Below are 20553 nucleotides of genomic sequence, written 5' to 3'. Positions count from 1 at the left end.
GGCTGCGACAGCTCGGACGGTGTTCTTCGATCCCGGCACAGCCGCGGATGCCCTCATGGTCATGTTCTGAATGAAAAAGGGGCTCAGCGGCCGCGGTAGTCGGGACGGCGTTTTTCGATAAAGGCCCGGATGCCTTCATTGCGATCCTCGGTGGCGGCCAGCAGCGTGAACGCCTTGCGCTCGTACGCCAGGCCCGCGGCAAGGTGCGACTCCTGGGCGCGGTTCAGTACGTCCTTGGCCTGCTGCATCGCCAGCGGTGCCTGCCGGGCAATGCGGCGGGCGATATCGATAGCGCGTTCGAGGCACAGTTCGGGTTCGGTCAGCTCCGATACCAGGCCCGCCTGCAGCGCCCGTTCGGCGTCGATCGGCTGGCCGGTCATCACCATCTGTGACGCCAGCGCCTTGCCGACCGCACGGATCAGGCGCTGGGTGCCGCCGGCGCCGGGAATGATGCCAAGGTTGATTTCGGGCTGGCCGAACTGGGCATCGGAGGAGGCGACGACGATATCGGCGTGCATCATCAGTTCGCAGCCGCCGCCGAGACAGTAGCCGTTAACCGCGGCGATCAGCGGCTTGGGGAAGGCGGCAATGCGCGCCCAGTAGCGGGGGCGCGGGTCCTGCATTACGCCAACGGCATCGAGGCCGGCCATTTCACGTACGTCGGCGCCGGCGGCGAAGGCGCGCTCATTGCCGGTGATCACCACGCTGCGCACATCGTCGTTCAGGCCGGCGTCGTCGAGCAGGTCGGCCAGTTCTTCCAGCAGAGCGGTATTGAGCGCGTTGAGAGCGTCAGGGCGGTTCAGTCTCAGGATCAGAACACCGTTATGTAGCGGCTCGGTCAGAAGGAAGGTCGGCATGGCGCTCTCCGGATCGGGGCTTTGCAGAATTGTTATTGATGAGGGTCAAGATAACGCCAAAAGAGATACAAATAAATATGTTTAAAGTAAAATTATGTATCTCAATATGTAACACCATGTATCGGAAAATGTTTGTTTTTGTCTTCGAGAGAAATTGTTCAGGTTCATTCTTCTGCGCTGCAACAAAGATGAATAATACTTTAAATACATGATAAATAAGTGTTTAATGGGTTCAGTTGCGGATGGTTGTTCACTTATTTCGCGGCCGCGTCTCAGGGTTGGCGCCGTGTCGCTTCATAAGTGTTACCTAAAGTGTGTTTGACATCAAAAAATCGTGTAATTAGGATTCAGGTTTTGAGCAGCGGGCGATGAGCTGTCGACAGGGGTCGGCGGCACAGGTGCCCCTACCGTTCGTCCGGCCTTGCAGGTGCCGACCTGTGCACGGCGCCGGGACGGCAAGCAGGAAACCGGTTCTATGTCCCAGGCACACGCATTTTTCGAAACCCACCAGTCAACCCTGCTGCAGGCGGACGCCGCAAACCGCAGCCGCGAGTTCTGGAGTCCCTACCCGGAAGCCCCCAGCGGTCGTGTCTACGGCGAAAACGCCGCGGTCGACGGAGAGTCGCGATTTCAAGGCTACCTGGGCAAGCCCTTCGAGCTGGCCGGCATCGGTGCCCTGGGGGAGGTGGCTGAAGAAGTTTCGCCTTACGGTATCGACCTGGGTGTCCGCTATCAGCGCCCCGATACCGAGGCGCTGATCACGCGAATGCAGGACGCGATGGGGGCCTGGCGGGAGGCCGGTCCCGACCTGCGCGCCGGTGTTTGCCTGGAAATCCTGCACAGGCTCAACCGGCGCAGTTTCGAAATGGCCCATGCCGTCATGCATACCACCGGCCAGGGATTCGTCATGGCATTCCAGGCCGGGGGACCGCATGCGCAGGATCGCGGTCTCGAAGCGGTTGCGCAGACCTGGAGCGCGATGAAGGCAGTGCCGGACACTGCCCGCTGGGTCAAGCCGCAGGGCAAGAATCCGCCGATTACGCTGGACAAGCGTTTCCATATAGTGCCGCGGGGTATCGGCCTGGTCGTGGCCTGCGCCACCTTCCCGACCTGGAATACCTATCCGGGACTTTTCGCCAGTCTGGTTGCGGGCAATCCGGTTCTCGTCAAGCCGCATCCGGGGGCCGTGCTGCCGCTGGCGATCAGCGTGCAGGTGGCGCAGCAGGTGCTGGCCGAGGCCGGTTTCGACCCCTGTCTGGTGTCTCTGGTGCCGGACAGCCGTGCCGAGCCGGTGACCCGGTCGCTGGCACAGCATCCGGCGGTGCGGCTGATCGACTTCACAGGCTCCAGCGCCTTTGGCGACTGGCTGGAGGCCAACTGTCCCCAGGCGGAGGTCTTTACCGAGAAGGCCGGCGTCAACTGCCTGATTATCGACAGCGTCGATAGCATGAAGGCCGTGGCGCGCAATCTGTCGATGTCGTTGAGCCTGTATTCCGGGCAGATGTGCACCACGCCTCAGGCGATCTATATTCCGCGGGATGGCATCGACAGTGCCGAGGGGCGCCTTGGCTTCGACGACGTGGCCGAACAGCTTGCAGGCAGTATCGAGAAGTTCACCTCGAATACCGAGGTGGCGGTTCATGTGCTCGGTGCCATCCAGAGCGAAGAGACCCGGGCTCGCATCGAGGCCAGCGCCAGCCTGGGTGAGGTCGTGCTGCCAAGCAGGGCGCTGGTGCACCCTGAGTATCCCGCTGCGCGCATCCGCACGCCGCTGTTGCTCAAGGTCGACGCCGCCGATATCGATGCCTACGGCGAAGAGCGCTTCGGGCCGATCAGCTTCCTGGTCGCGACCGACGACACTGACCACAGCCTTGCGCTTGCGCAACAGGTCATTGCCGGGAAAGGCGCCATTACCCTGGGCGTATACTCCACCGACGAGGCGGTGCTGGACAAGGCGGAGGCGCTGGCGATCGATGCCCGGGTGGCGCTGTCGTGCAACTTCACCGGAGGTTTTCTGGTGAATCAGTCGGCGGCCTTCGGCGATTTCCATGCCACCGGCGGCAACCCGGCGGCCAACGCGAGCCTGACCGACAGTGCCTTCGTCAGCCGGCGTTTCGTCGTGGTGCAGAGTCGCCGCGAAGTGGCCGCCCCCCAGGCATGACGGTCGCCGGGCCGTCGCTGCGCCGGAACGCGCAACCCCGGTAGCGCATCCGAAATCCAGAAACCGGGACAGGCAGAACCTATCAGGAGGCAGAAAGATGCCGATTTACCGAATCGATGGCCTTACGCCCGTTGTCGACCCCAGTGCCTTCGTCCACCCGACGGCGGTGCTGATCGGGGACGTTATTGTAGGCCCCCGCTGTTACGTTGGACCCAACGCCAGCCTGCGCGGCGACTTTGGCCGGCTGGTGCTGGAGGCCGGCTGCAACGTGCAGGACAACTGCGTGATGCACGGTTTTCCGGGCACCGATACGGTGGTCGAGGAGGACGGGCATGTCGGTCATGGCGCCATCCTCCATGGTTGCCGTGTCGGGCGCAACGCCCTGATCGGCATGAATGCGGTGGTTATGGACGGCGCCGTGATCGGTGTGGAGTCGATCGTCGCGGCCAACGCCTTCGTCAAGGCCGGTTTCGAATGTCCGCCGCGTTCGATGCTGGTGGGGTCACCGGCCAGGGTGCTGCGTACCCTGAGCGACGACGAAGTGAGCTGGAAGTCCAAGGGAACCAGCGAGTACCAGTTGCTGACCCGACGCTGCCTGGCGTCCCTCGAGGCCTGCGAGCCGCTCACCGAAGTCGAGACCGACCGGCCGCGCCTGGCGGCCGACGGGGTGGTACCGAAGTACAGGTCCTGATCACCGACCAGCCTGAAAAACGTCGCGTTTATCAGACGGGAGTCCAGTTCTCGCTTCCACCTGCGGTCGAGGAATGCCTCGATCGCCTTCGAATTCGGCACGGTTGCGCCGTTAACTGTCGGGGGTGTAGGCCTTTGCGACTCTTTCGGGGTCACGGCTATTGCCGGCATCTTCCGCCATCCCGACTTTCTCCACCGCTGTTTCACGGGTAAAGGGTGGCACGGGTGGGCGCTGTATCATTGTCACTCTCCGGAATTTTCGAGCCGGCTGCGCAGCCGGACGTTTTCGGATTCGAGAAGTGCCAGACGCTCCTGAAGAGGTCGAACGAGCCCGGCGATTTCCTGCTCGGTGAAACGAGGCCTGATGTGTTGCGGACAGTTCCAGTCGAAGCCTTCGAGGCGCAGGCGGAAAATACGCTCGATCTTTGCTCTGTACTCCGCTGACGCGACGACCTCCAGCAGGTCCGGGTCGGATTCGGGCGCGATGGTTTCGATATGCACGTACATCTTCAGCCGCGCGCGGTTCGGATAGTCCATCAGGAACAGGCATGCGCGCCTGTTGGATGTCGCGTTGCCGGCGCTGATGTACTGGCGGTTGCCGCGGTAATCCGCAAACGCCAGGGTGCGTTCATCCAGCACCTTGAGGAATCCTTGCGGCCCACCCCGGTGCTGGATGTAGGGCCACCCGGTTTCGGAGACCGTCGACAGATAGAAGCTGTCGCGGGCGGCGATAAAGTCGGCCTCGCTTTGGGTGAAACGGTCGAATGAGTGGCGCTCATGCAAACTTGCGGGGCGGGGCCCGCGGGCGCCCCCATCCAGTCGCTGTTGCTCGGCCAGCACTGAGGGTGTGAGGGCGATTTGAAGAAAACGGTGGGGCATGGCGGAAGTCCTGGCGGCCCGGGGCAAGGTCCCGGGCCGGCTTCGTTCAGGCGGCTTCGGACGCACGAACTTCGGGGAAGTCGATGTCAGTCCTGGCGACTTCGTTGAGATAGTTGGTGAAGCTGTTCTCGGCGACAAGTCCGACGATCTCCACGATCTGGGCATCGGTATAGCCGGCATCCCGCACGGCCGCGATGTCGGCGTCGTTCAGGTGCCCGCGCTCGCGTGCAACTTTGGCTGCGAAGCGCACGGCCGCCTGGGCCTTGTCATCGCCTGACGTCCCCTGGCGATTCAGTGCGATCTCTTCCTCGCTGATCTTCGCCAGGTTCAAGGCCAGGTAAGTATGAGCGGACAGGCAGTAGTCGCAGCCGTTCACCTGGGCGACCGCCAGCGCGATGCGCTCGCGGGTCTTGACGTCCAGACTGCCGGAAAGGGCGCGCTGGAAGGCCGTATACGCGGTCAGTGCCGCTGGGCTGAGCGCGATGAGGCGGAACAGGTTGGGGACTGTGCCGAGCTGCTTGTGGATCGCATCGAGTGTCGCCTTGGATGCCTCGGGAGCGGTTTCGACGGACGGGATGGAAATGCGGGACATGGTGATCTCCTGCGCGGGTTATGGGCCTTGGGTGGCCCGGTAAGGAGAATGCTATTCCCTTTCAGTAATGGTGATAATCCGGCAGAATCGAGAATTACATTTCCAAATAATGGAATAATTAATGGACCGTCTGGAAGCGATGTCGATGCTCGTGAAAATCTCCGAGATGGGCAGCTTTTCGGCCGCCAGCCGAGCGTTGAAGGTGCCACTGGCCACTTTGAGCCGCCGCATCTCGGATCTTGAAGCGTTATTGGGTGCGCGGTTGCTGATTCGCACCACGCGCAAGCTCACGCTGACGGATGCCGGAACGGCCTATGTCGCGGCAGCGCGTCGTATCCTCGAACAGGTCGAGGATGCCGAGCGTGAGGCCAGTGGCGAGTTCAGTGTACCCAAGGGGGAGCTCGTGATCACTGCCCCGCTCATGTTCGGCCGGCTGTATCTGTTACCGGTGGTGGCGGAATTTCTGGCGCAGTACTCGCAGATCAAAATTCGCCTTCAGCTGTCGGACCGTAATACCGACCTGATCGACGAACAGGTTGATATGGCCTTGCGAATCGGCACGCTTGCGGACAGCTCGATGGTCGCGACACCCGTGGGCGGGATGCGTACCGTATGCTGCGCCAGCCCGGCGTTCCTTGCCGCTCATGGCATTCCCCGAAGCGCGAATGACCTCCTTCGCTTTCCCTGCATAACGGTCGATACGCCCATGCCTTCGCCGGCCTGGCGTTTCGGCGCTGCGGGCACCAGGCGCGATATTCCGGTCGAACCCCGTCTGTCGGTGACGACACCGGAGGCCGTGGCACAGGCCGCCATTCTCGGTGTCGGTATCGCCCGGCTGTTGCACTACCAGGTGGCCGCAGCTGTTGCCAGGCAGGAGCTGCAGATCGTGCTCGAAGACTGTGAGCCGCTGCCAAGTCCTGTCAATCTGGTACACCCCTCGCGCGGGCGCATGCCGCTGAAAATGCGCTGTTTTCTGGATTTTGCGGTGCCCCGGCTGCGCGAGGCACTGAGCCGGTTATCCTGAGCGGGAGGGTGACCGGCGAAGCGCCTTCCTGCCCGTCGTGAGGGCGGCTTCTCGCCGCGGATGCCCTCCGGAGACATTTTACCCGGGTACCAGTCCTGAATGGGGAATCCCTGCCTGATGGCCTCGGTGTGAAACCTTAAGGAAAGTGTCGCAAGGGTTTACAGACTGTTACAAGAAGATACATACGTCGCGAAGCTGAATGCCCGCGGAGGGTTACAATCATTCGGCTGCATAATATGGCGCAGCGTTTGCAGTACTCATAGTAGAACCTCACCGGAGGATAGGCTCTATGGCTACGAACGTCGTATGCAAGACGATGCATCTGCTCGACCTGTTACGCGAGCAGGGTGCGCTGGGGCTCGAAGAGCTTCATATACTCACTGAGATGCCGAAGGCGACGGTAAAGCGTCTGATGGACGATCTGGTGGAGCTGGAATGGGTCCATCGGCGCCTGGGCGATCGCCGCTACGCCTTGCTCAAGGGGGGCGAGGACGTTGCTGCAGGCCATCGCGCACGTCTTGCCAGTCGTCTGGCGCCGCTGCTGATCGAGCTTTACGAGGAAACGGGATTCAGCTCCGATGTGGCGCTGGACCTGGGCGACGGTCTGGAAGTGGTGGAAAGCAACTTTGCCCTGCTCGGGCGCCGAACGGCCGTGTCGAGTCTGATCGGATTGCGCCCGCACGTGCGGGTGTCGGCAATCGGCAGGGCATTCGCCGTCGGCGGCCCGATCGCGCAGGAGCTCCCTTCGGCCGAGCGCAAGGTACTGCTGCAGGAGAAGCAGCGCGGGTTTTGTCGCCGGGTTCAGGGCGTCTGGGAGCACTCCTTTGCGCGACCGTTCGAGATCGGGGCGGTCGCGATGCCGGTTGGTTGCGGCGGCGTGATCGCCGGGGCTGTCAATCTTTACTGGGATGCCCAGCAGTATGGTGATGCCGGTAGCCATGATCGCCATCTGGCTCGTTTGGAAACGGCTGTCGCTCGGATTGGGTCTATGCTGAGTGGTGCCTGATTGCTGACTCATGAGAACTAATATGGCAGGCTACTGCTTGACCGGCGACGCAGCCTCCGGCTGGCCCTGTCCGCAGCCGAAACCGGCTGCAGTGCCAACCCATTCGCGGCGGGGAAGGGCCCTTGCTTTTGAATACGCCGCTCCTGCAGGGATACCATGGATTTACTGTCGGCGATGAATCTTTTTGTGCGCGTGGTCGAGCTGGAGAGCTTTACCCGCGCGGCGGCGGAGCAGGGTGTGTCGAGTTCCGCAGTCAGCAAGCAGGTCGCCATGCTCGAGCAGCATTTCAAGGCGCGCCTGCTGCACCGCACCACACGCAGTCTCAGCGTCACCGATATCGGTGATGCCGTCTACCATCAGTGCAAGCGGGTACTGAGCGAAGTCAGCGAGGCCGAGAACCTGGTGGCCGGGCTGCAGGGTGAGCCGCGCGGTCAGCTGCGCATCTCCTGCAACATGACCTTTGGCCAGCAGGTGCTGGCAAAGGCGCTGCCGGACTTTATGGCGCGCTACCCCGATGTTCAGCTCGACGTAACCCTGGACGACCGCATGCCGGACATGGTCCGCGAGGGTTATGACCTGATGATCCGGATCAAGGGACAGCAGTTGGCGGATTCGAGTCTGGTGGCCCGCAAGCTCTGTGACCTGCCGATGTTTATCTGCGCAGCGCCGGGCTACCTGGCCGCGAACGGCTGGCCCGCGTCGCCGGAGGAGCTGAAACAGCACAACTGCCTGGTGTTCGTGCACGCCGAGAATGCCCATCAGTGGCTGGTGGCCGAGCCTGGCACCAGCGCGGATCCGGTGGAGGTCGACGGCGACCTCAAGGCCAACAACAGCGTGGTAGTGCGCGAAGCCGTGCTGGCGGGGCGCGGAATTGCCAATCTGGCATCCTTCCTGATCGCGGATCACGTTGCCTGCGGTGACATAGTGCCGGTGTTTCCGCGTGCGGCACCGGATCGGCTCAGCGCCTATGCCTTCTACCCGACCCGCGACGCGGCAACGCTCAAGGTTGCCCGCTTTATCGAGTTCTTCGAAAGCTGGCTGGCCGAGCATATACCCCAGCGCCTGCCGGAGGCGGGCGTGGAGGCTTAGGATGGCTGAAGTCGCGCGAGATACGGTTGTCCGTGTGGCACGGCATTGAGGCGGCGTAACCCGTCATATCGATCATTTTACGGATCGACTGGCTTCAATCGGCACGCTCGAGAACAAATGCAGGTAGGCGCTCGCTCCGCGAGCGAACGCCTCGCGCTCCCTCGTATTCTTTCTCTCGGGGAAATAATCTTGTGCGCAACCGGCCGATTATCCCGCCACTATTCTTCTGTAAGCTAATCTTCATACCGAGGAACAACCTGCTTAGAAGAACAAGAGCCTGAACGATGATAAAGACCTACGAGTTTCCCGAATATCCTTACATCCGCAGCGCCGATCAGGATGCCGGTACCGCTGTGCGTCGCCCCGTCGTAATCGGTGGTGCCGGCCCTATCGGCATGGCGATGGCCATCGACCTGGCGCTGCACAAGGTTCCTGTTGTGGTGCTGGACGACAACAACACCGTCAGCTTTGGCTCCCGTGCGGTCTGCTACGCCAAGCGCCTGATCGAGATCATGGATCGTCTCGGCGTCGGCGAGCGCATGATGCAAAAAGGCGTGACCTGGAACGTCGGCAAGGTGTTCTTCGAGGAAAGCGAAGTCTACAGCTTCAATATGCTGCCGGAAGAGCACCACCGTCGCCCGGGTTTCATTAACCTGCAGCAGTACTATATCGAGCAGTACCTGGTCGATCGCATCCAGACGCTGGACGAAGTGGACCTGCGCTGGAAGAACAAGATCACCGCGCTCTCTCAGGCCGAGGATTGCGTGCGTCTCACCGTCGAGACGCCGGACGGCCCGTACGAGCTCGAGGCCGAGTACCTGGTCGCCTGCGACGGCGCCAACTCCGATATCCGCGCGATGTGCGGCCTGACGTCCAGCGGCCAGGTTTTCCAGGATCGCTTCCTGATCGCTGACGTCATCATGGACCCGAAATGCTTCCCGCCGGAGCGCTGGTTCTGGTTCAATCCGCCGTTCCACGACGGCCAGTCCACGCTGCTGCACCGCCAGCCCGACAACGTCTGGCGCATCGACTTCGACCTCGGCTGGGACGCGGACCCGGAGGAAGAGAAGAAGCCGGAAAACATCATTCCGCGCGTCAAGGCCTTTCTCGGCGAGGACGTCGAGTTCGAGCTGGAGTGGGCCAGCGTCTACACCTTCTGCTGCCGCCGCATGGACGATTTCCGTCAGGGCCGCGTGCTGTTCGCCGGCGACTCGGCGCATCAGGTGTCGCCCTTCGGCGCCCGCGGTGCCAACTCCGGCGTCCAGGACACCGACAACCTGGCCTGGAAACTGGCGCTGGTGCTGGATGGCAAGGCTCCGGTTTCGCTGCTGGACAGCTATACCGAAGAGCGCCTGTACGCGGCGGATGAAAACATCAAGAACTCGACCCGCTCGACCGACTTCATCACGCCCAAGAACGAGGCCAGCCACCAGTTCCGCGACGCGGTGCTGAATCTGTCGCGCAACTATGGTTTCGCCCGCAGTCTGGTCAATTCCGGTCGTCTGTCGGTGCCCTCGACCTACGTCGATTCCAGCCTCAATACGCCGGATACCGAGGCATTTGCCGGGCGCATGATGCCGGGCGCGCCGAGTACCGATGGCCCGGTGCTGCGCAACGGCCAGGAAGACTACCTGCTGAGCAGCCTGGGCAACGAATTCCGCACCCTGCTGTTCGTCGATCCGCAGAACCTGCCGACGGACGCCGATCTGGCGCAGCTGCAGGCGCTGGCGCAGGCCGAGCTGCCCGTCTACAGCTATCTGGTCTCGCCGCAGCCGCTGGATATCGCTCTGCCGCAGGGCGTCGAGCTGCTGGTCGATAGCCTGGGCGTGGTGGCCGAGCGCTTCGACGGGCAGCCGGGCACCTGTTACCTGATGCGTCCGGACCAGCATGTCTGCGGTCGTATGCGTCGCTTCGATGCTGACCGCGTTATCGCGATTCAGCGCAAGGCAATCGGACACTGAGGAGAGCGAAAATGGCGAAACTGATTCTCGATAACAACATGGCGGCTCCGGATGACGTCTACGAGCTGTTGACCGAACTGCACCGTGGTCTCGAGCCGGAACAGAGCGCGGACGTCAATGCCCGTCTGATTCTGCTGCTGGCCAACCATATCGGCGACAGCGAAGTGGTGGCAGAGGCGACGCGCATTGCCCGCGAGCATCTGCCGCCGGCGCCGGAGCTGAAACGCGAGATCTGATGGTTTTAGAAAAGACGGAAACACGGCTCTTGTTTCGTGTTTCTGTCGGATAAATGGACAAATTACCGGATTTTCGACCCATCTTATCGCAATCATTTCGATGGGTTGGTTACAAATAAGAACGTATGCTGGTAATTTGTCAGTCCGATTGCAGGGTGACATTCGGGCGCCCGACGCGCCCGGTGGCAAACAAAACAGGATCGCGGAGCCCCGCGACCTATGCTGAAAAAGGTACTGAATCACATGGCTAAGAAACCCTTTGCGTCCTCTGCGGACCTTGGTGACAAGACCGAAACCCTCGAAATCCTGGCCGACGGCGTTTACGCCCTGACCGCCGAAGGCGACCCCAACGTCGGCGCCATCGAGGCGGAAGACTTCATCATCGCGTTCGAGGCCCGTGCCACGCCGAAAGCGGCCAACGACTGGCTGGAAATGCTGCGCAAGCACACCGACAAGCCGGTGAAGTATCTGGTGCTGTCGCACTATCACGCCGTGCGTGTGCTGGGCGCCTCCGCCTTCAAGGCCGAGAGCATCATCGCCCACGAGAAGACCAGGTTCCTGATCGAGGAACGCGGCAAGCAGGACTGGGACAGCGAATACGGCCGCATGCCGCGCCTGTTCCGCGAACCGGAAGGCATCCCGGGTCTGACCCATCCGGACATCGTTTTCAACGACCGTCTGGAAATCCCGCTGGGCGGCGATCGCGGCAACCTGGTGCTGCAGTACTGCGGTCGCGGTCATACCGCCGGCGATATCGTCGCCTGGCTGCCGAAGCAGAAGGTCCTGTTCGCCGGCGACCTGGTCGAAGCCGAAGCTGCGCTCTACACCGGCGACGCCTTCCACTTCGACTGGTCCACCCAGACGCTGGATCAGGTCAAGGCTTTCGAAGCCGAGGTACTGGTCGGCGGTCGTGGCGCCGTGGCCCGTGGTCGCGAAGCGGTCGATGCCGCGATCGAGCAGACCCGCGGCTTCCTCAACGGCATGAAGGAAAAGGTCGGTGAAGTCCACAAGCGTGGCGGCACCCTGAAGGAAGCCTTTGAGGCGACCCGCGACCACCTGGCGCCGAAGTTCGGCCAGTGGCCGATTTTCGAACACTGCCTGCCGTTCGACGTGCAGCGTCTGTGGGACGAGTACGAAGGTATCGACTGGCCGCGCATCTGGACCGCCGAGCGCGACCAGGAAGTCTGGGACCAGCTGCAGGACTAACGATACCTGTAGGTTGGGTGAAGGCCCGCAGGGCCGTTACCCAACAGATGATTGATGGGTTGCGTTGCACTCCACCCATCCTACAAAACGCCGGCGTACCTTCGGGTCCGCCGGTTTTTTTTGTGACTACGTCGCGAGGCGCGGCTCCACTGTCAGTAGGCGGAGACGCCTCCGTCCAGGGCGATCGCCTGTCCGGTCATGTAGCTGTTGTCGGGCGCGCAGATCGCGAGCATGGCGCATCTCCTGGTCCGCTTTTGTGAGATATTCCTATAACGTAAGGCCGCCGTCGACGACGATGCATTCGCCGTTGGTGTAGCTGGCGGCATTGGATACCAGGTACAGCACCGTGCCGGCCATCTCGTCGGGTTCCGCGTGGCGGTGCAGCGGGATGTTGCTCACGCACTGCTCGTAGAGGTCCGGCTGCTGGAACAGGGCGGCGGCGAATCGGGTCCGGGTCAGGCCCGGTAGCAGCGCGTTGACGCGAATGCCGAAGCGGCCGCACTCCTTGGCGAAGGTTTTGGTCATGTTGACCACCGCCGCCTTGGTGATGGAGTAGATGCCCTGGTACTCGGCGGGTTGCAGGGCGTTGACCGAGGCGACATTGACGATGGCGCCGCCGCCCTGGGCTTTCATCATTTTGCCGGCCTCGACGGACATGAAGAAGTAGCCGCGCAGATTCACGTCCACCGTCTTTTGATAGGCGGCGAGGTCGGTGTCCAGCACGTGGCCGTAATAGGGATTGGTGGCGGCGTTGTTGACCAGGATATCGAGTCGGCCGTGGGTCTCGCGGATCTGCCGGAAGCAGGTTTCGATCGCCTCCATGCTGCCGACGTGGCAGGCCAGTGCTTCGGCGCTGTCGCCGTCGGCCAGGATACTCTGTGCGACCTGTTGGCAGTCCTCGAGCCGGCGGCTCGAAATAATCACGTGGGCGCCTTGCTTTGCCAGCAGGCGGGCGATGGCTTCGCCGATACCGCGGCTGGCGCCGGTGACCAGCGCGATTTTGCCGTTCAGGTCGAAAAGGTTCGTGCTCATGGATCTTCTCCTGTAAGACGTCTGTGATTTAGGGAGCGACGGCGAGGGCGTTGATGCTCATGGCTGCCCGGCGATCGCTTCCAGAGCGAGCTCGGCCAGGGGGCCGACGTGCTGTCCCATCCCGGCGGCTTTTCGGCTGGAGGCATTGCCGTCGATAGCACGTTTCGCAACGCCCTGGATGATGGCGGCGAGGCGGAAGAAGCTGAAGGCGACGTAGAAGCCGAAGTTGTCGATGCCGTCGATGCCCATTCGCGCGCAGTAGGTTGCGACGTATTCCCGTTCGGATGGAATCCCCAGCGCATCTATGTCCCTGCCGCGCAGTCCGGCGACGGTGCCGATGACAGGCATGCGCATCAGCATGCACAGGTAGCCGAGGTCGGCGAAAGGATGACCGAGGGTGGAAAGCTCCCAGTCCAGCAGGGCGACGGCCCGGGGATCGGTCGGGTGCAGCATCAGATTGTCGAGACGATAGTCGCCGTGCACCAGCGATACCCGGCCATCGTCTTCGGGTATGTTGCGCTCGAGCCAGGCCATGAGCTGCTCCATCGGCTCGATGCGCTCGAGTTCGGAGGCACGGTACTGGCCGCTCCAGCGATCGAACTGGCGTTGGAAGTAGTTGCCGGGCCTGCCGTAATCGGCGAGCCCCAGGGCGTCGATATCCACCGAGTGCAGCGCCGCCAGCACCCGGTTTATCTCGTCGTAGATCGCGGCACGGTCCTGCCTGCCGACCTCCGGTAGCGCCGCATCCCAGAATATTCGCCCCTCGACAAACTCCATGAGGTAGAACATCGATCCGATCACGGCGGGGTCTTCGCACAGATGGTACACGCGGGGCACCGGCACGTCGGTGCCGGCGAGCGCTTTCAGTACCCGGTACTCGCGGTCCACGGCGTGGGCCGATTTCAGCAGTTTTCCCGGGGGCTGGCGGCGCAGCACATAGGTGCCGGACCGGGCGCCGATCCTGAAGGTCGGGTTGGACTGCCCACCGGAGAACTTTTCGACCTGCATCGGTCCCTGAAAGCCCTCTACATGGGCTTCCAGATAAGGCTGAAGCGTGGTCAGATCGAGGCTTTCGACGGCGCGGGTCATGCTTGTTCTCCTTACTGGGCGCGTTCGTGGAGCTCGCGGGACAGGTTGCGTCCCAGTTGCATCATATGGACCTGATCGGGACCATCGGCGAGCCGGATGGCGCGGGCGATTGCGTAGGCGCGGGCCAGGAAGCTGTCCTGGCTGACGCCGGCGGCGCCGTGAATCTGGATCGCCCGGTCGATCACCGTGCAGGCCATGTTCGGGGCGACGATCTTGATCATCGCGATCAGGTCCTTGGCGGCCTTGTTGCCGCCCTGATCCATTTTCGCCGCGGCCTTGAGCGTCAGCAGGCGGGCCTGCTCGACTTCGCAGGCGGAGAGGGCGATCGCCTCGCGCACCGATTGCTGCTTGCTCAGCGGCTGGCCGAAGGCGACCCGGGTTTCGGCGCGAACGCACATCTGCTCGAGCGCGCGCTGGGCGAGTCCGATGCTCCGCATGCAGTGGTGGATACGGCCGGGGCCCAGCCGCCCCTGGGCGATCTCGAAGCCCCGGCCCTCGCCGAGCAGCAGGTTGCCGGCCGGTACGCGGACGTTGTCGAACACCAGTTCGGCGTGGCCTTCGGGGGCGTCGTCGTAGCCGAAGACCTGCATCGGACGCACGACCCTGACCCCCGCAGTGCCGGCCGGCACCAGAATCATCGACTGCTGCAGGTACTTGTTGCTGTTGTCGGGATCCGTCTTGCCCATGACGATGTAGACGCCGGTGTGGTTGTTGCACGCACCGGAGATGTACCACTTGCGGCCGTTGATCAGGTAATCGTCGCCGTCCCGCACGATCGAGGTCGCCACGTTGGTGGCGTCGGACGAGGCCAGCTCCGGCTCGGTCATGGCGAAGGCCGAGCGGATCTCGCCGTTCATCAGGGGCCCGAGCCAGCGCTGCTGCTGTGCCGGGCTGCCGTACCTGGCCAGTACCTCCATGTTGCCGGTGTCCGGTGCGTTGCAGTTGAACACTTCCGGGGCCCAGTAGACCCGGCCCATGATCTCCGCCAGCGGAGCGTACTCCAGGTTGCTGAGTCCCGGGCTGAACTCGCCGTAGCCGCGCGGCAGAAACAGGTTCCAGAGCCCTCGGGCGCGGGCCTTCTCCTTGAGCTCGGACAGGATCGCCGGCGGTTCCCAGCGCTCACCCTCGCTAACCTGTTGTTCCCACAGCGCTTCGTTCGGATAGATATGTTCATCCATGAACGCCAGCAGGCTGTCGCGCAGTTCCCGCATCCTCGGGGTGCATTCGAAATCCATGGGAGAGCTCCTTAGCTGTAACTGATCGATGACCGGCGTACCGGTATATCGAGATGGGGCACGTGGTTGAAGCCCGTGATACAGGCTCGCCCGGGCGTATACAGGCAGTGGGTTATCGAGGAATTGCGCATCTGCAGGTTGGTGTTGATCAGCGTTTCGGCGCCGAACCCCATCAGCCGGCTAAGCGCCATGCTGATCGGACCGCCGGAGCTGCACACCAGGGTGTTGCCCGTTGTCGCGCTGAAGGCGAAGTCCAGCGCCAGCGCCACCCGCTGTTCGAAGGCTTCCCAGGTTTCGGGTACCGCGCTGTCGTCCAGCTGCCCCTGCGACCAGGCCTGCATCGCCCGACGCAGGCAGCGATACACCTGCTTGCGGTCGCGCCGGTCACGTATCGCCTCGGCCGGATGGGCATTGCCGAAGCCGTTCAGCAGTTTTTCGAAGTCGAATTCGTTGAATCCTGCGTGTATTTCATACGGCAACGCCGTACCGAGGCCCTCGCAGATGGCGTCGGCCGATTGCCGGTGGCGCGCCATCTCGCCGCAGATGATGCGCTCGAACCGGATCCCGCGACTGCGAAAGTACTCGCCGAGCCAGAGACACTGCTGTCTGCCCAGCGGGGAGAGCTGGTCATAGTTGTCGCCGTCGAACGAGGCCTGTCCGTGTCGGGTCAGATAAAGCTCAGCCATGATGGTGTTGGTCTGTCGATTTCATAGAAAGTCGTTACACGGCATCCTGAACGGGTGGCGAAAAGCTGTCCGCAGCCGTTGGCTGCCGGGTCGCTGCAGGCCGCTTTCGGATTCCGCGCTGCATCAGAACAAGGTTAAGCGGCTGTTGATCATTTCTGAAATTGATTGTTATTATGCCTCGTTATTCATATGGCAAATGACGGTGGCGGCCAAATGCGCCTGCAGAAAGTCGATCTCAACCTTTTCCCGGTGTTCGAGGCCATCTATGCCGAACGGAACCTGACGCGCGCTGCCGAACGACTTTGTCTGAGTCAGCCGGCCGTCAGCAATGCGCTTGGCCGCCTGCGAGACAGCCTCGATGACCCGCTGTTCGTGCGCACGCCCAGGGCGATGGTGCCAACGCCTGTGGCAGAGTCCATGATCGGATACGTGCGCGAGGCGCTGCACCTGCTGGATACCAGCGTTCAGCTCGGTGACCGTTTCGAGCCCGGAGTGGCGCAGCGCAGCTTCAAGCTGAGCATGCATGATGTGAACGAGCTGGTACTGCTGCCCCGGTTACTCGCCTTGCTGCAAAAGGAAGCGCCGGGCATATCTCTTTCCAGCTTTCCGGTCGGACGACAGGACCTGGCCAAGGAACTGGCCTCCGGGCAGCTGGATCTGGCGATCGATGTGCCGACGCTCAACCATTCCGATCTGCGCCACTGTCCGCTCATCTCGATTCCCTATGTCTGTGTCGTCAGGCGGGATCACCCGGCGGTTGGCGACAGTCTGTCTATGGAACAGTACCTGGCGCTTTCGCATCTTCATATCTCGAACCGTCGGGAGGGAATGGGGCATGTCGACCTGGCGCTGAGCCGTCTTGGCTTTCAGCGCAATATCCAGATGCGCAACAGGCATCACCTGGTTGCACCGAAACTGATCGAAGAAACCGATCTCGCCTTGACGGTGCCCCTGTCGCTGGCAACGAACCGAAACCTCAAAGTCCTGGAACTGCCCTTTGCCGTTGAACCGGTCGAATGGCATCTCTACTGGCATCGCAGCGCCGACCAGGACAAGGCCCATGGCTGGCTGCGGGAGGTTGTGCTTTCGCTGGTAAAGGACTGACGAATATTTCGGCAATCCTTCGGTTATATCTGTCGGAGGTCCAACGTAAAACTGACAGCCATAATACCGTTATACTCAGCGAACTGGCGCCTTCAGGCTCCGCCATGTTGCAGAGCGCCTTTGCATTCTTTTCTTTCATGTTCAAGAGAAATGAATCGCCGGCAGACGAATCGGGAATTAAAGTATCGCCAAAAATTCTCCGATGCTTCTCTAATCCGAAAATTGGCCTTTGCCATCCTGCTGTTGGGTTCCGACCCTTCGGGTCTGCACCCAACCTACCAAAGTGGTGGTTGATTGGCAGGTCGCAGGGCAGGTAACGTGTGTTTTTGCAGTCAGGGGTCGGTATATCCATTTACCGGCTTATCACCATAGGCTTTGCGCTGTTAGCCTGAAATGAATTGAATTCGTGCAGTTGGTTTTAAAGTGATGTGTTGTTCAAAACCATTTATTGCGCCGCATCCAGTACACCAGAAAGCCGACGATGGCGGCGGCGACGCACCAGAAGAACACATAGCCGTATTTCCAGCCGACTTCCGGCATGGTGGAGTCGGCCGAGCCGAAGTTCATGCCGTAGACGGCCGCGAGGAAGGAAAGCGGCAGAAAGAACATGCTGACCATCGTCAGCTTGGTGACGATCCGGTTGGTGCGGTGACTGACGATGCCCATGTAGAGGTTCAGGCTTTCGGAGAGGACCTCGCGTTCGGTGGTGACATCGGCACTCAGGCGATCCAGCAGCACGCCTTTTTTCTCCAGAAACGGCTGCGTGGTCGGGCTGACGTAAGGTGATTTTCGCGTCGCCAGTTCGTGCACGATCTCCCGGGTGGATATGATGATCTTGCGAAATTCCAGCAGCGAGCGGAGCAGGTCGTGGACTTCACGGAACATTTTGCCTTCCGTTTCACCGAGAATCTGCGACTGAATGTCTTCGATCATCTCGCTGATGGCGTTGAGCGCAAGCCGGTAACCCTGTGTCAGATGGTCCGCCAGCTCGAACAGCAAGAAGCCGGGGGAGTGGCTGTGCTCATGAAAGTCCTCTCTGTAGGTTTGCCTGATGTCGGCGAGAAACTCGACAGGCGCCGGATGTGAGGTGAGCATGAAATGCGGCCCCAGCACTACCTCCACGGGCACGGTGAGCCAGTCGTCGTTCACCACGCGGGCTTCGCGCAGCGTGAAGTGCAGGCAGGAGGAAAACACGTTGAGTCTTGGCGGGGGCTCATCGTCTAGCAGCAGGTCCAGGATCAGCCGGTCGATCTGCATCCGCTCGAGGAAAGCCCTCACCGTCGCCTTTGGCTCGGCCTTCAGGTCGATCCAGTAGTAAAGTCCGCTTGCCGGAGTCGCCTCGATCTCGTCCAGGGACACCGGGCGTTCCTGCTTGGTGTTGAAGTTGAACTCGATGGCAAATGTCATCGGCAAGACCCGGTCGATTCAAGGAAGCCCCGTGCGCTTACAAAGTGTAACGCAAAAGCGGTTTCCCTCTGCCGGACCTGCCGATCGTGCAGGCTCGGGAATCCGGGCTCGATACCAGCCAGCGACTTGTAAGGTTAAGCGATCTGCTCAGCCGACAGCTCCCGGGTATCGGTCAGCTGCAGCTTGCCAGCCATCATTGCGGGGACCAGATGCTTGATCTCCACCTTACGGACGACAATCGACTCTGAGTCGTGCGTGTCCGAGCGTAATTCCGGGGACAGAGCACCCAGCTCCTAGCCTGATACAGGTCTACGACTGCGCCATCGCTTCAAATGCGTGCAAGAGATCCTTGTAACAGGCATTCGCCCGGAGGCCTGGATCCTAAGTTACGGGGCTGTAGCCGACGTTCGGGGTGAAACGCCGGCAATCCGTTGACGCTTCGCTGAAGCTCGGTATGGTGTTGCTTCAATGTCGAGCTTGACGCAGCTCCCGCCGCGTTCAGTCGGGCCGCTGCTTGCGTCCGACAAGTACCCAGGTGCGCATCTCGCCCTTGCCGCGGATGCTGATGATGCCGCGATCGTCGAAGTGGTAAAAGGGTTCAAGGTAGGCATAGGTCGCTTCGGAGACCTGGATGCGGCCGGTGACGCCCTGGGACTCCATGCGCGAGGCGATGTTGACCGCGTCGCCCCAGATGTCGTAGATGAACTTCTTGGTGCCGATCACCCCGGCGACCACGGGACCGCTGTTGATGCCGATGCGCAGCATCAGTTCGAGCTGGTGGCGGCGGTTGAAGTCCTCGATGGCGTCGAGCATGTCCAGTGCCATGTCGGCCACGACCCGGGCATGATCGTCGCGTAGCGCGGGGAGGCCCGCCACGACCATGTAGGCGTCGCCGATCGTCTTGATCTTTTCCAGCCCGCGGATCTCGCACAGGCGGTCGAATTCGGTGAAGATCTCGTTGAGCAGTTCCACCAGGCGGGTCGGGGGCAGCAACGATGCCAGCGGCGTGAAGTTGACGATATCGGCGAACATGATGCTGACATTGGCGAAGCTGTCGGCGATGGTGCCCTCGCCGCGTTTGAGTCGCTCGGCGATCGGTGCCGGCAGGATGTTGAGCAGCAGCTGTTCCGACTTCTGCTTTTCGTCGGATAGCAGATCCAGGGTATCCCTCAGCCGGTCGATCATCTCATTGAAGTTGGTGGCCAGGTCGCCGGTTTCGTCGTGAGCCAGGACCGGCGCCCGCTGCCTCAGGTCGCCCAGGGCGATCTCGTGGGCGGTGGCCGTAATCGCCAGTATGGGTCGCGCGATCTGGCGTGCGATCAGGTAGATGCCGATACCCAGCAGCAGCACCGACCCCATGCCCAGCACCAGAATCGACCCGCCCAGCCGGGTCGCCGGTTGCAGCGCCTCGCTGGTGCCGATTTCCGTCAGCAACGCAAGGCCGAGCCCGGGCAGCCAGCGATAGCTGCCGATCACCGGATTGCCGCTGTAATCGATGTAATGCTGCGCGCCGTTCTGACCGGCGACGGCGCTGTCGATACCGACACTGTGCACTTCGCCGGCCGCATCGTTGCGGGTGAAGGGCGCGGTCGCCACCAGGCGGTGACCGCTGTCGACGAGATAGGAGTCGCCGGTCTGGCCCATTCCCGCTCGCCGGCTGACGATTTCGACCAGGATCGGCAGTCGGATATGGGCCTCCATCAGCGCGTAGGGCTCGCCCTCTTGATCGAGCAGCGGTGCCGAAATGGTCAGTCGCGGCTTGTCGGTGCCCGGGGGGCGGTAGACCGGCCTGACTTCGGTGTCCTGTCGTCCGCCGGGAGCCGGTAGCGCTTCCTGCCGCAGATCACCCTCGTCATCGGGATCGGTGGAGAAGAACACCCGTCCGCTGGCCAGCTCGATCAGCAGGATATCGGTGAGGTCGGTCGCCATCACCGCCCAGGAACCGCGGTAGGTGGCATTGAACAGCGTATTGGCCAGCTTCAGGTAGGCGCTCTGGTAGGGCGCGGTGCCGGGCCGCTGGGCCAGCAGCGCCAGCCCTGCCGCGCGCAGCTCCTCGAGGGCTGCGAGCTGGGTGACGGTATCCGCCTGACCGGCGATGAAGTCGTCGATCTCCTGCTGCTTGTATTCGGCGATCACTTCGAAGCGGGCGATCGCCATGGCTTCGAGCCGGCTTGCGGACAGCCGGTAGGAAGCCGCCGCCAGGCCGATGACGACCGTCATCGACACCAGCAGGAAGTAGGCGGTCATTCTCGCCTTCAGGCTATTCTTCATAAAGCGCATGGTGCTGCCCTCATCCGTC

At 62.0% G+C, this 20553-nt stretch carries 19 protein-coding genes; 9 read left to right on the top strand and 10 right to left on the bottom strand.

The genetic code is table 11. The features are described 5' to 3' along the window. Positions 1-83 precede the first annotated feature (83 nt). Positions 84-857 (bottom strand): 2,3-dehydroadipyl-CoA hydratase PaaF, encoded by a 774-nt coding sequence (paaF, locus tag IEX85_RS06360; RefSeq protein ID WP_188859601.1) that lies wholly within the window; start codon positions 855-857, stop codon positions 84-86. 475 nt (positions 858-1332) lie between these two features. On the opposite strand from paaF, the gene paaN reads away from it, so the two are divergent. Beyond that, positions 1333-3018 carry a phenylacetic acid degradation protein PaaN gene (gene paaN, locus IEX85_RS06355; RefSeq protein ID WP_188859600.1) on the top strand — a complete coding sequence of 562 codons (1686 nt, stop codon included), beginning with the start codon at positions 1333-1335 and terminating at the stop codon, positions 3016-3018. A gap of 97 nt (positions 3019-3115) precedes the next feature. Further along, complete coding sequence (gene paaY, locus IEX85_RS06350) at positions 3116-3709, top strand: phenylacetic acid degradation protein PaaY (protein ID WP_188859598.1); 594 nt, start codon at positions 3116-3118, stop codon at positions 3707-3709. Between the two features lie 111 nt (positions 3710-3820). On the opposite strand, the gene IEX85_RS23980 is transcribed toward paaY, so the two are convergent. The 3 genes from IEX85_RS23980 to IEX85_RS06335 form a co-directional block, all read right to left on the bottom strand. Further along, on the bottom strand, positions 3821-3889 hold the full coding sequence (locus IEX85_RS23980) for a DUF1348 family protein (protein WP_229721840.1): 69 nt from the start codon (positions 3887-3889) through the stop codon (positions 3821-3823). A gap of 62 nt (positions 3890-3951) precedes the next feature. After that, positions 3952-4548, bottom strand: coding sequence for a pyridoxamine 5'-phosphate oxidase family protein (locus tag IEX85_RS06340; RefSeq protein ID WP_229721813.1), 597 nt, complete (start codon positions 4546-4548; stop codon positions 3952-3954). 85 nt (positions 4549-4633) lie between these two features. Beyond that, positions 4634-5179: a carboxymuconolactone decarboxylase family protein gene (locus tag IEX85_RS06335; RefSeq protein ID WP_188859593.1), complete on the bottom strand. Its 546-nt coding sequence runs from the start codon at positions 5177-5179 to the stop codon at positions 4634-4636. Positions 5180-5300: 121 nt separating this feature from the next. Between IEX85_RS06335 and IEX85_RS06330 the strand changes: the two genes are divergently transcribed. The 6 genes from IEX85_RS06330 to IEX85_RS06305 all read left to right on the top strand — a co-directional run bounded on the left by IEX85_RS06330 (position 5301) and on the right by IEX85_RS06305 (position 11701). Next, a complete protein-coding gene (locus IEX85_RS06330; protein ID WP_188859591.1) occupies positions 5301-6203 on the top strand; it encodes a LysR family transcriptional regulator in 903 nt (300 codons plus the stop codon). Positions 6204-6492: 289 nt separating this feature from the next. Continuing rightward, positions 6493-7209, top strand: coding sequence for a helix-turn-helix domain-containing protein (locus IEX85_RS06325; RefSeq protein WP_188859590.1), 717 nt, complete (start codon positions 6493-6495; stop codon positions 7207-7209). Positions 7210-7365: 156 nt separating this feature from the next. After that, complete coding sequence (locus tag IEX85_RS06320) at positions 7366-8298, top strand: LysR family transcriptional regulator (RefSeq protein WP_188859588.1); 933 nt, start codon at positions 7366-7368, stop codon at positions 8296-8298. A gap of 284 nt (positions 8299-8582) precedes the next feature. After that, a complete protein-coding gene (locus tag IEX85_RS06315; protein ID WP_188859586.1) occupies positions 8583-10259 on the top strand; it encodes an FAD-dependent oxidoreductase in 1677 nt (558 codons plus the stop codon). A gap of 11 nt (positions 10260-10270) precedes the next feature. After that, a complete protein-coding gene (locus IEX85_RS06310; RefSeq protein ID WP_188859585.1) occupies positions 10271-10495 on the top strand; it encodes a DUF2783 domain-containing protein in 225 nt (74 codons plus the stop codon). Positions 10496-10738: 243 nt separating this feature from the next. Beyond that, positions 10739-11701, top strand: a complete 963-nt coding sequence (locus tag IEX85_RS06305) for an MBL fold metallo-hydrolase (RefSeq protein ID WP_188859583.1) — start codon at positions 10739-10741, stop codon at positions 11699-11701. 267 nt (positions 11702-11968) lie between these two features. Here IEX85_RS06305 and IEX85_RS06300 read toward each other — a convergent pair whose 3' ends face one another. The 4 genes from IEX85_RS06300 to IEX85_RS06285 are packed head-to-tail and all read right to left on the bottom strand — an operon-like array spanning position 11969 to position 15743. After that, entirely contained in the window at positions 11969-12733 is a 765-nt protein-coding gene (locus IEX85_RS06300) for an SDR family oxidoreductase (protein WP_188859582.1), read from the bottom strand. 57 nt (positions 12734-12790) lie between these two features. Further along, the gene (locus IEX85_RS06295; protein WP_188859580.1) at positions 12791-13822 is read right to left on the bottom strand and encodes a phosphotransferase; all 1032 of its coding nucleotides are present in this window, start codon (positions 13820-13822) and stop codon (positions 12791-12793) included. An 11-nt stretch (positions 13823-13833) separates the two neighbouring features. Then, positions 13834-15057 carry an acyl-CoA dehydrogenase family protein gene (locus tag IEX85_RS06290; RefSeq protein ID WP_188859578.1) on the bottom strand — a complete coding sequence of 408 codons (1224 nt, stop codon included), beginning with the start codon at positions 15055-15057 and terminating at the stop codon, positions 13834-13836. An 11-nt stretch (positions 15058-15068) separates the two neighbouring features. Further along, positions 15069-15743 carry a histidine phosphatase family protein gene (locus tag IEX85_RS06285; protein ID WP_188859577.1) on the bottom strand — a complete coding sequence of 225 codons (675 nt, stop codon included), beginning with the start codon at positions 15741-15743 and terminating at the stop codon, positions 15069-15071. Positions 15744-15956: 213 nt separating this feature from the next. Here IEX85_RS06285 and IEX85_RS06280 point away from each other — a divergent pair, with 213 nt between their 5' ends. After that, positions 15957-16847 carry a LysR family transcriptional regulator gene (locus IEX85_RS06280; protein WP_188859575.1) on the top strand — a complete coding sequence of 297 codons (891 nt, stop codon included), beginning with the start codon at positions 15957-15959 and terminating at the stop codon, positions 16845-16847. Positions 16848-17282: 435 nt separating this feature from the next. On the opposite strand, the gene IEX85_RS06275 is transcribed toward IEX85_RS06280, so the two are convergent. Continuing rightward, entirely contained in the window at positions 17283-18254 is a 972-nt protein-coding gene (locus IEX85_RS06275; protein WP_188859573.1) for a magnesium transporter CorA family protein, read from the bottom strand. A 498-nt stretch (positions 18255-18752) separates the two neighbouring features. Then, positions 18753-20501, bottom strand: a complete 1749-nt coding sequence (locus tag IEX85_RS06270) for an adenylate/guanylate cyclase domain-containing protein (RefSeq protein WP_188859571.1) — start codon at positions 20499-20501, stop codon at positions 18753-18755. Between the last annotated feature and the right edge of the window lie 52 nt (positions 20502-20553).

This window comes from Marinobacterium nitratireducens (assembly GCF_014645375.1).
In the GTDB taxonomy this organism is placed as follows: Bacteria; Pseudomonadota; Gammaproteobacteria; order Pseudomonadales; family Balneatricaceae; genus Marinobacterium_A; species Marinobacterium_A nitratireducens.
Note: the sequence above shows the minus strand (reverse complement) of the source record. Positions and strands in the feature narration are given on the sequence as shown.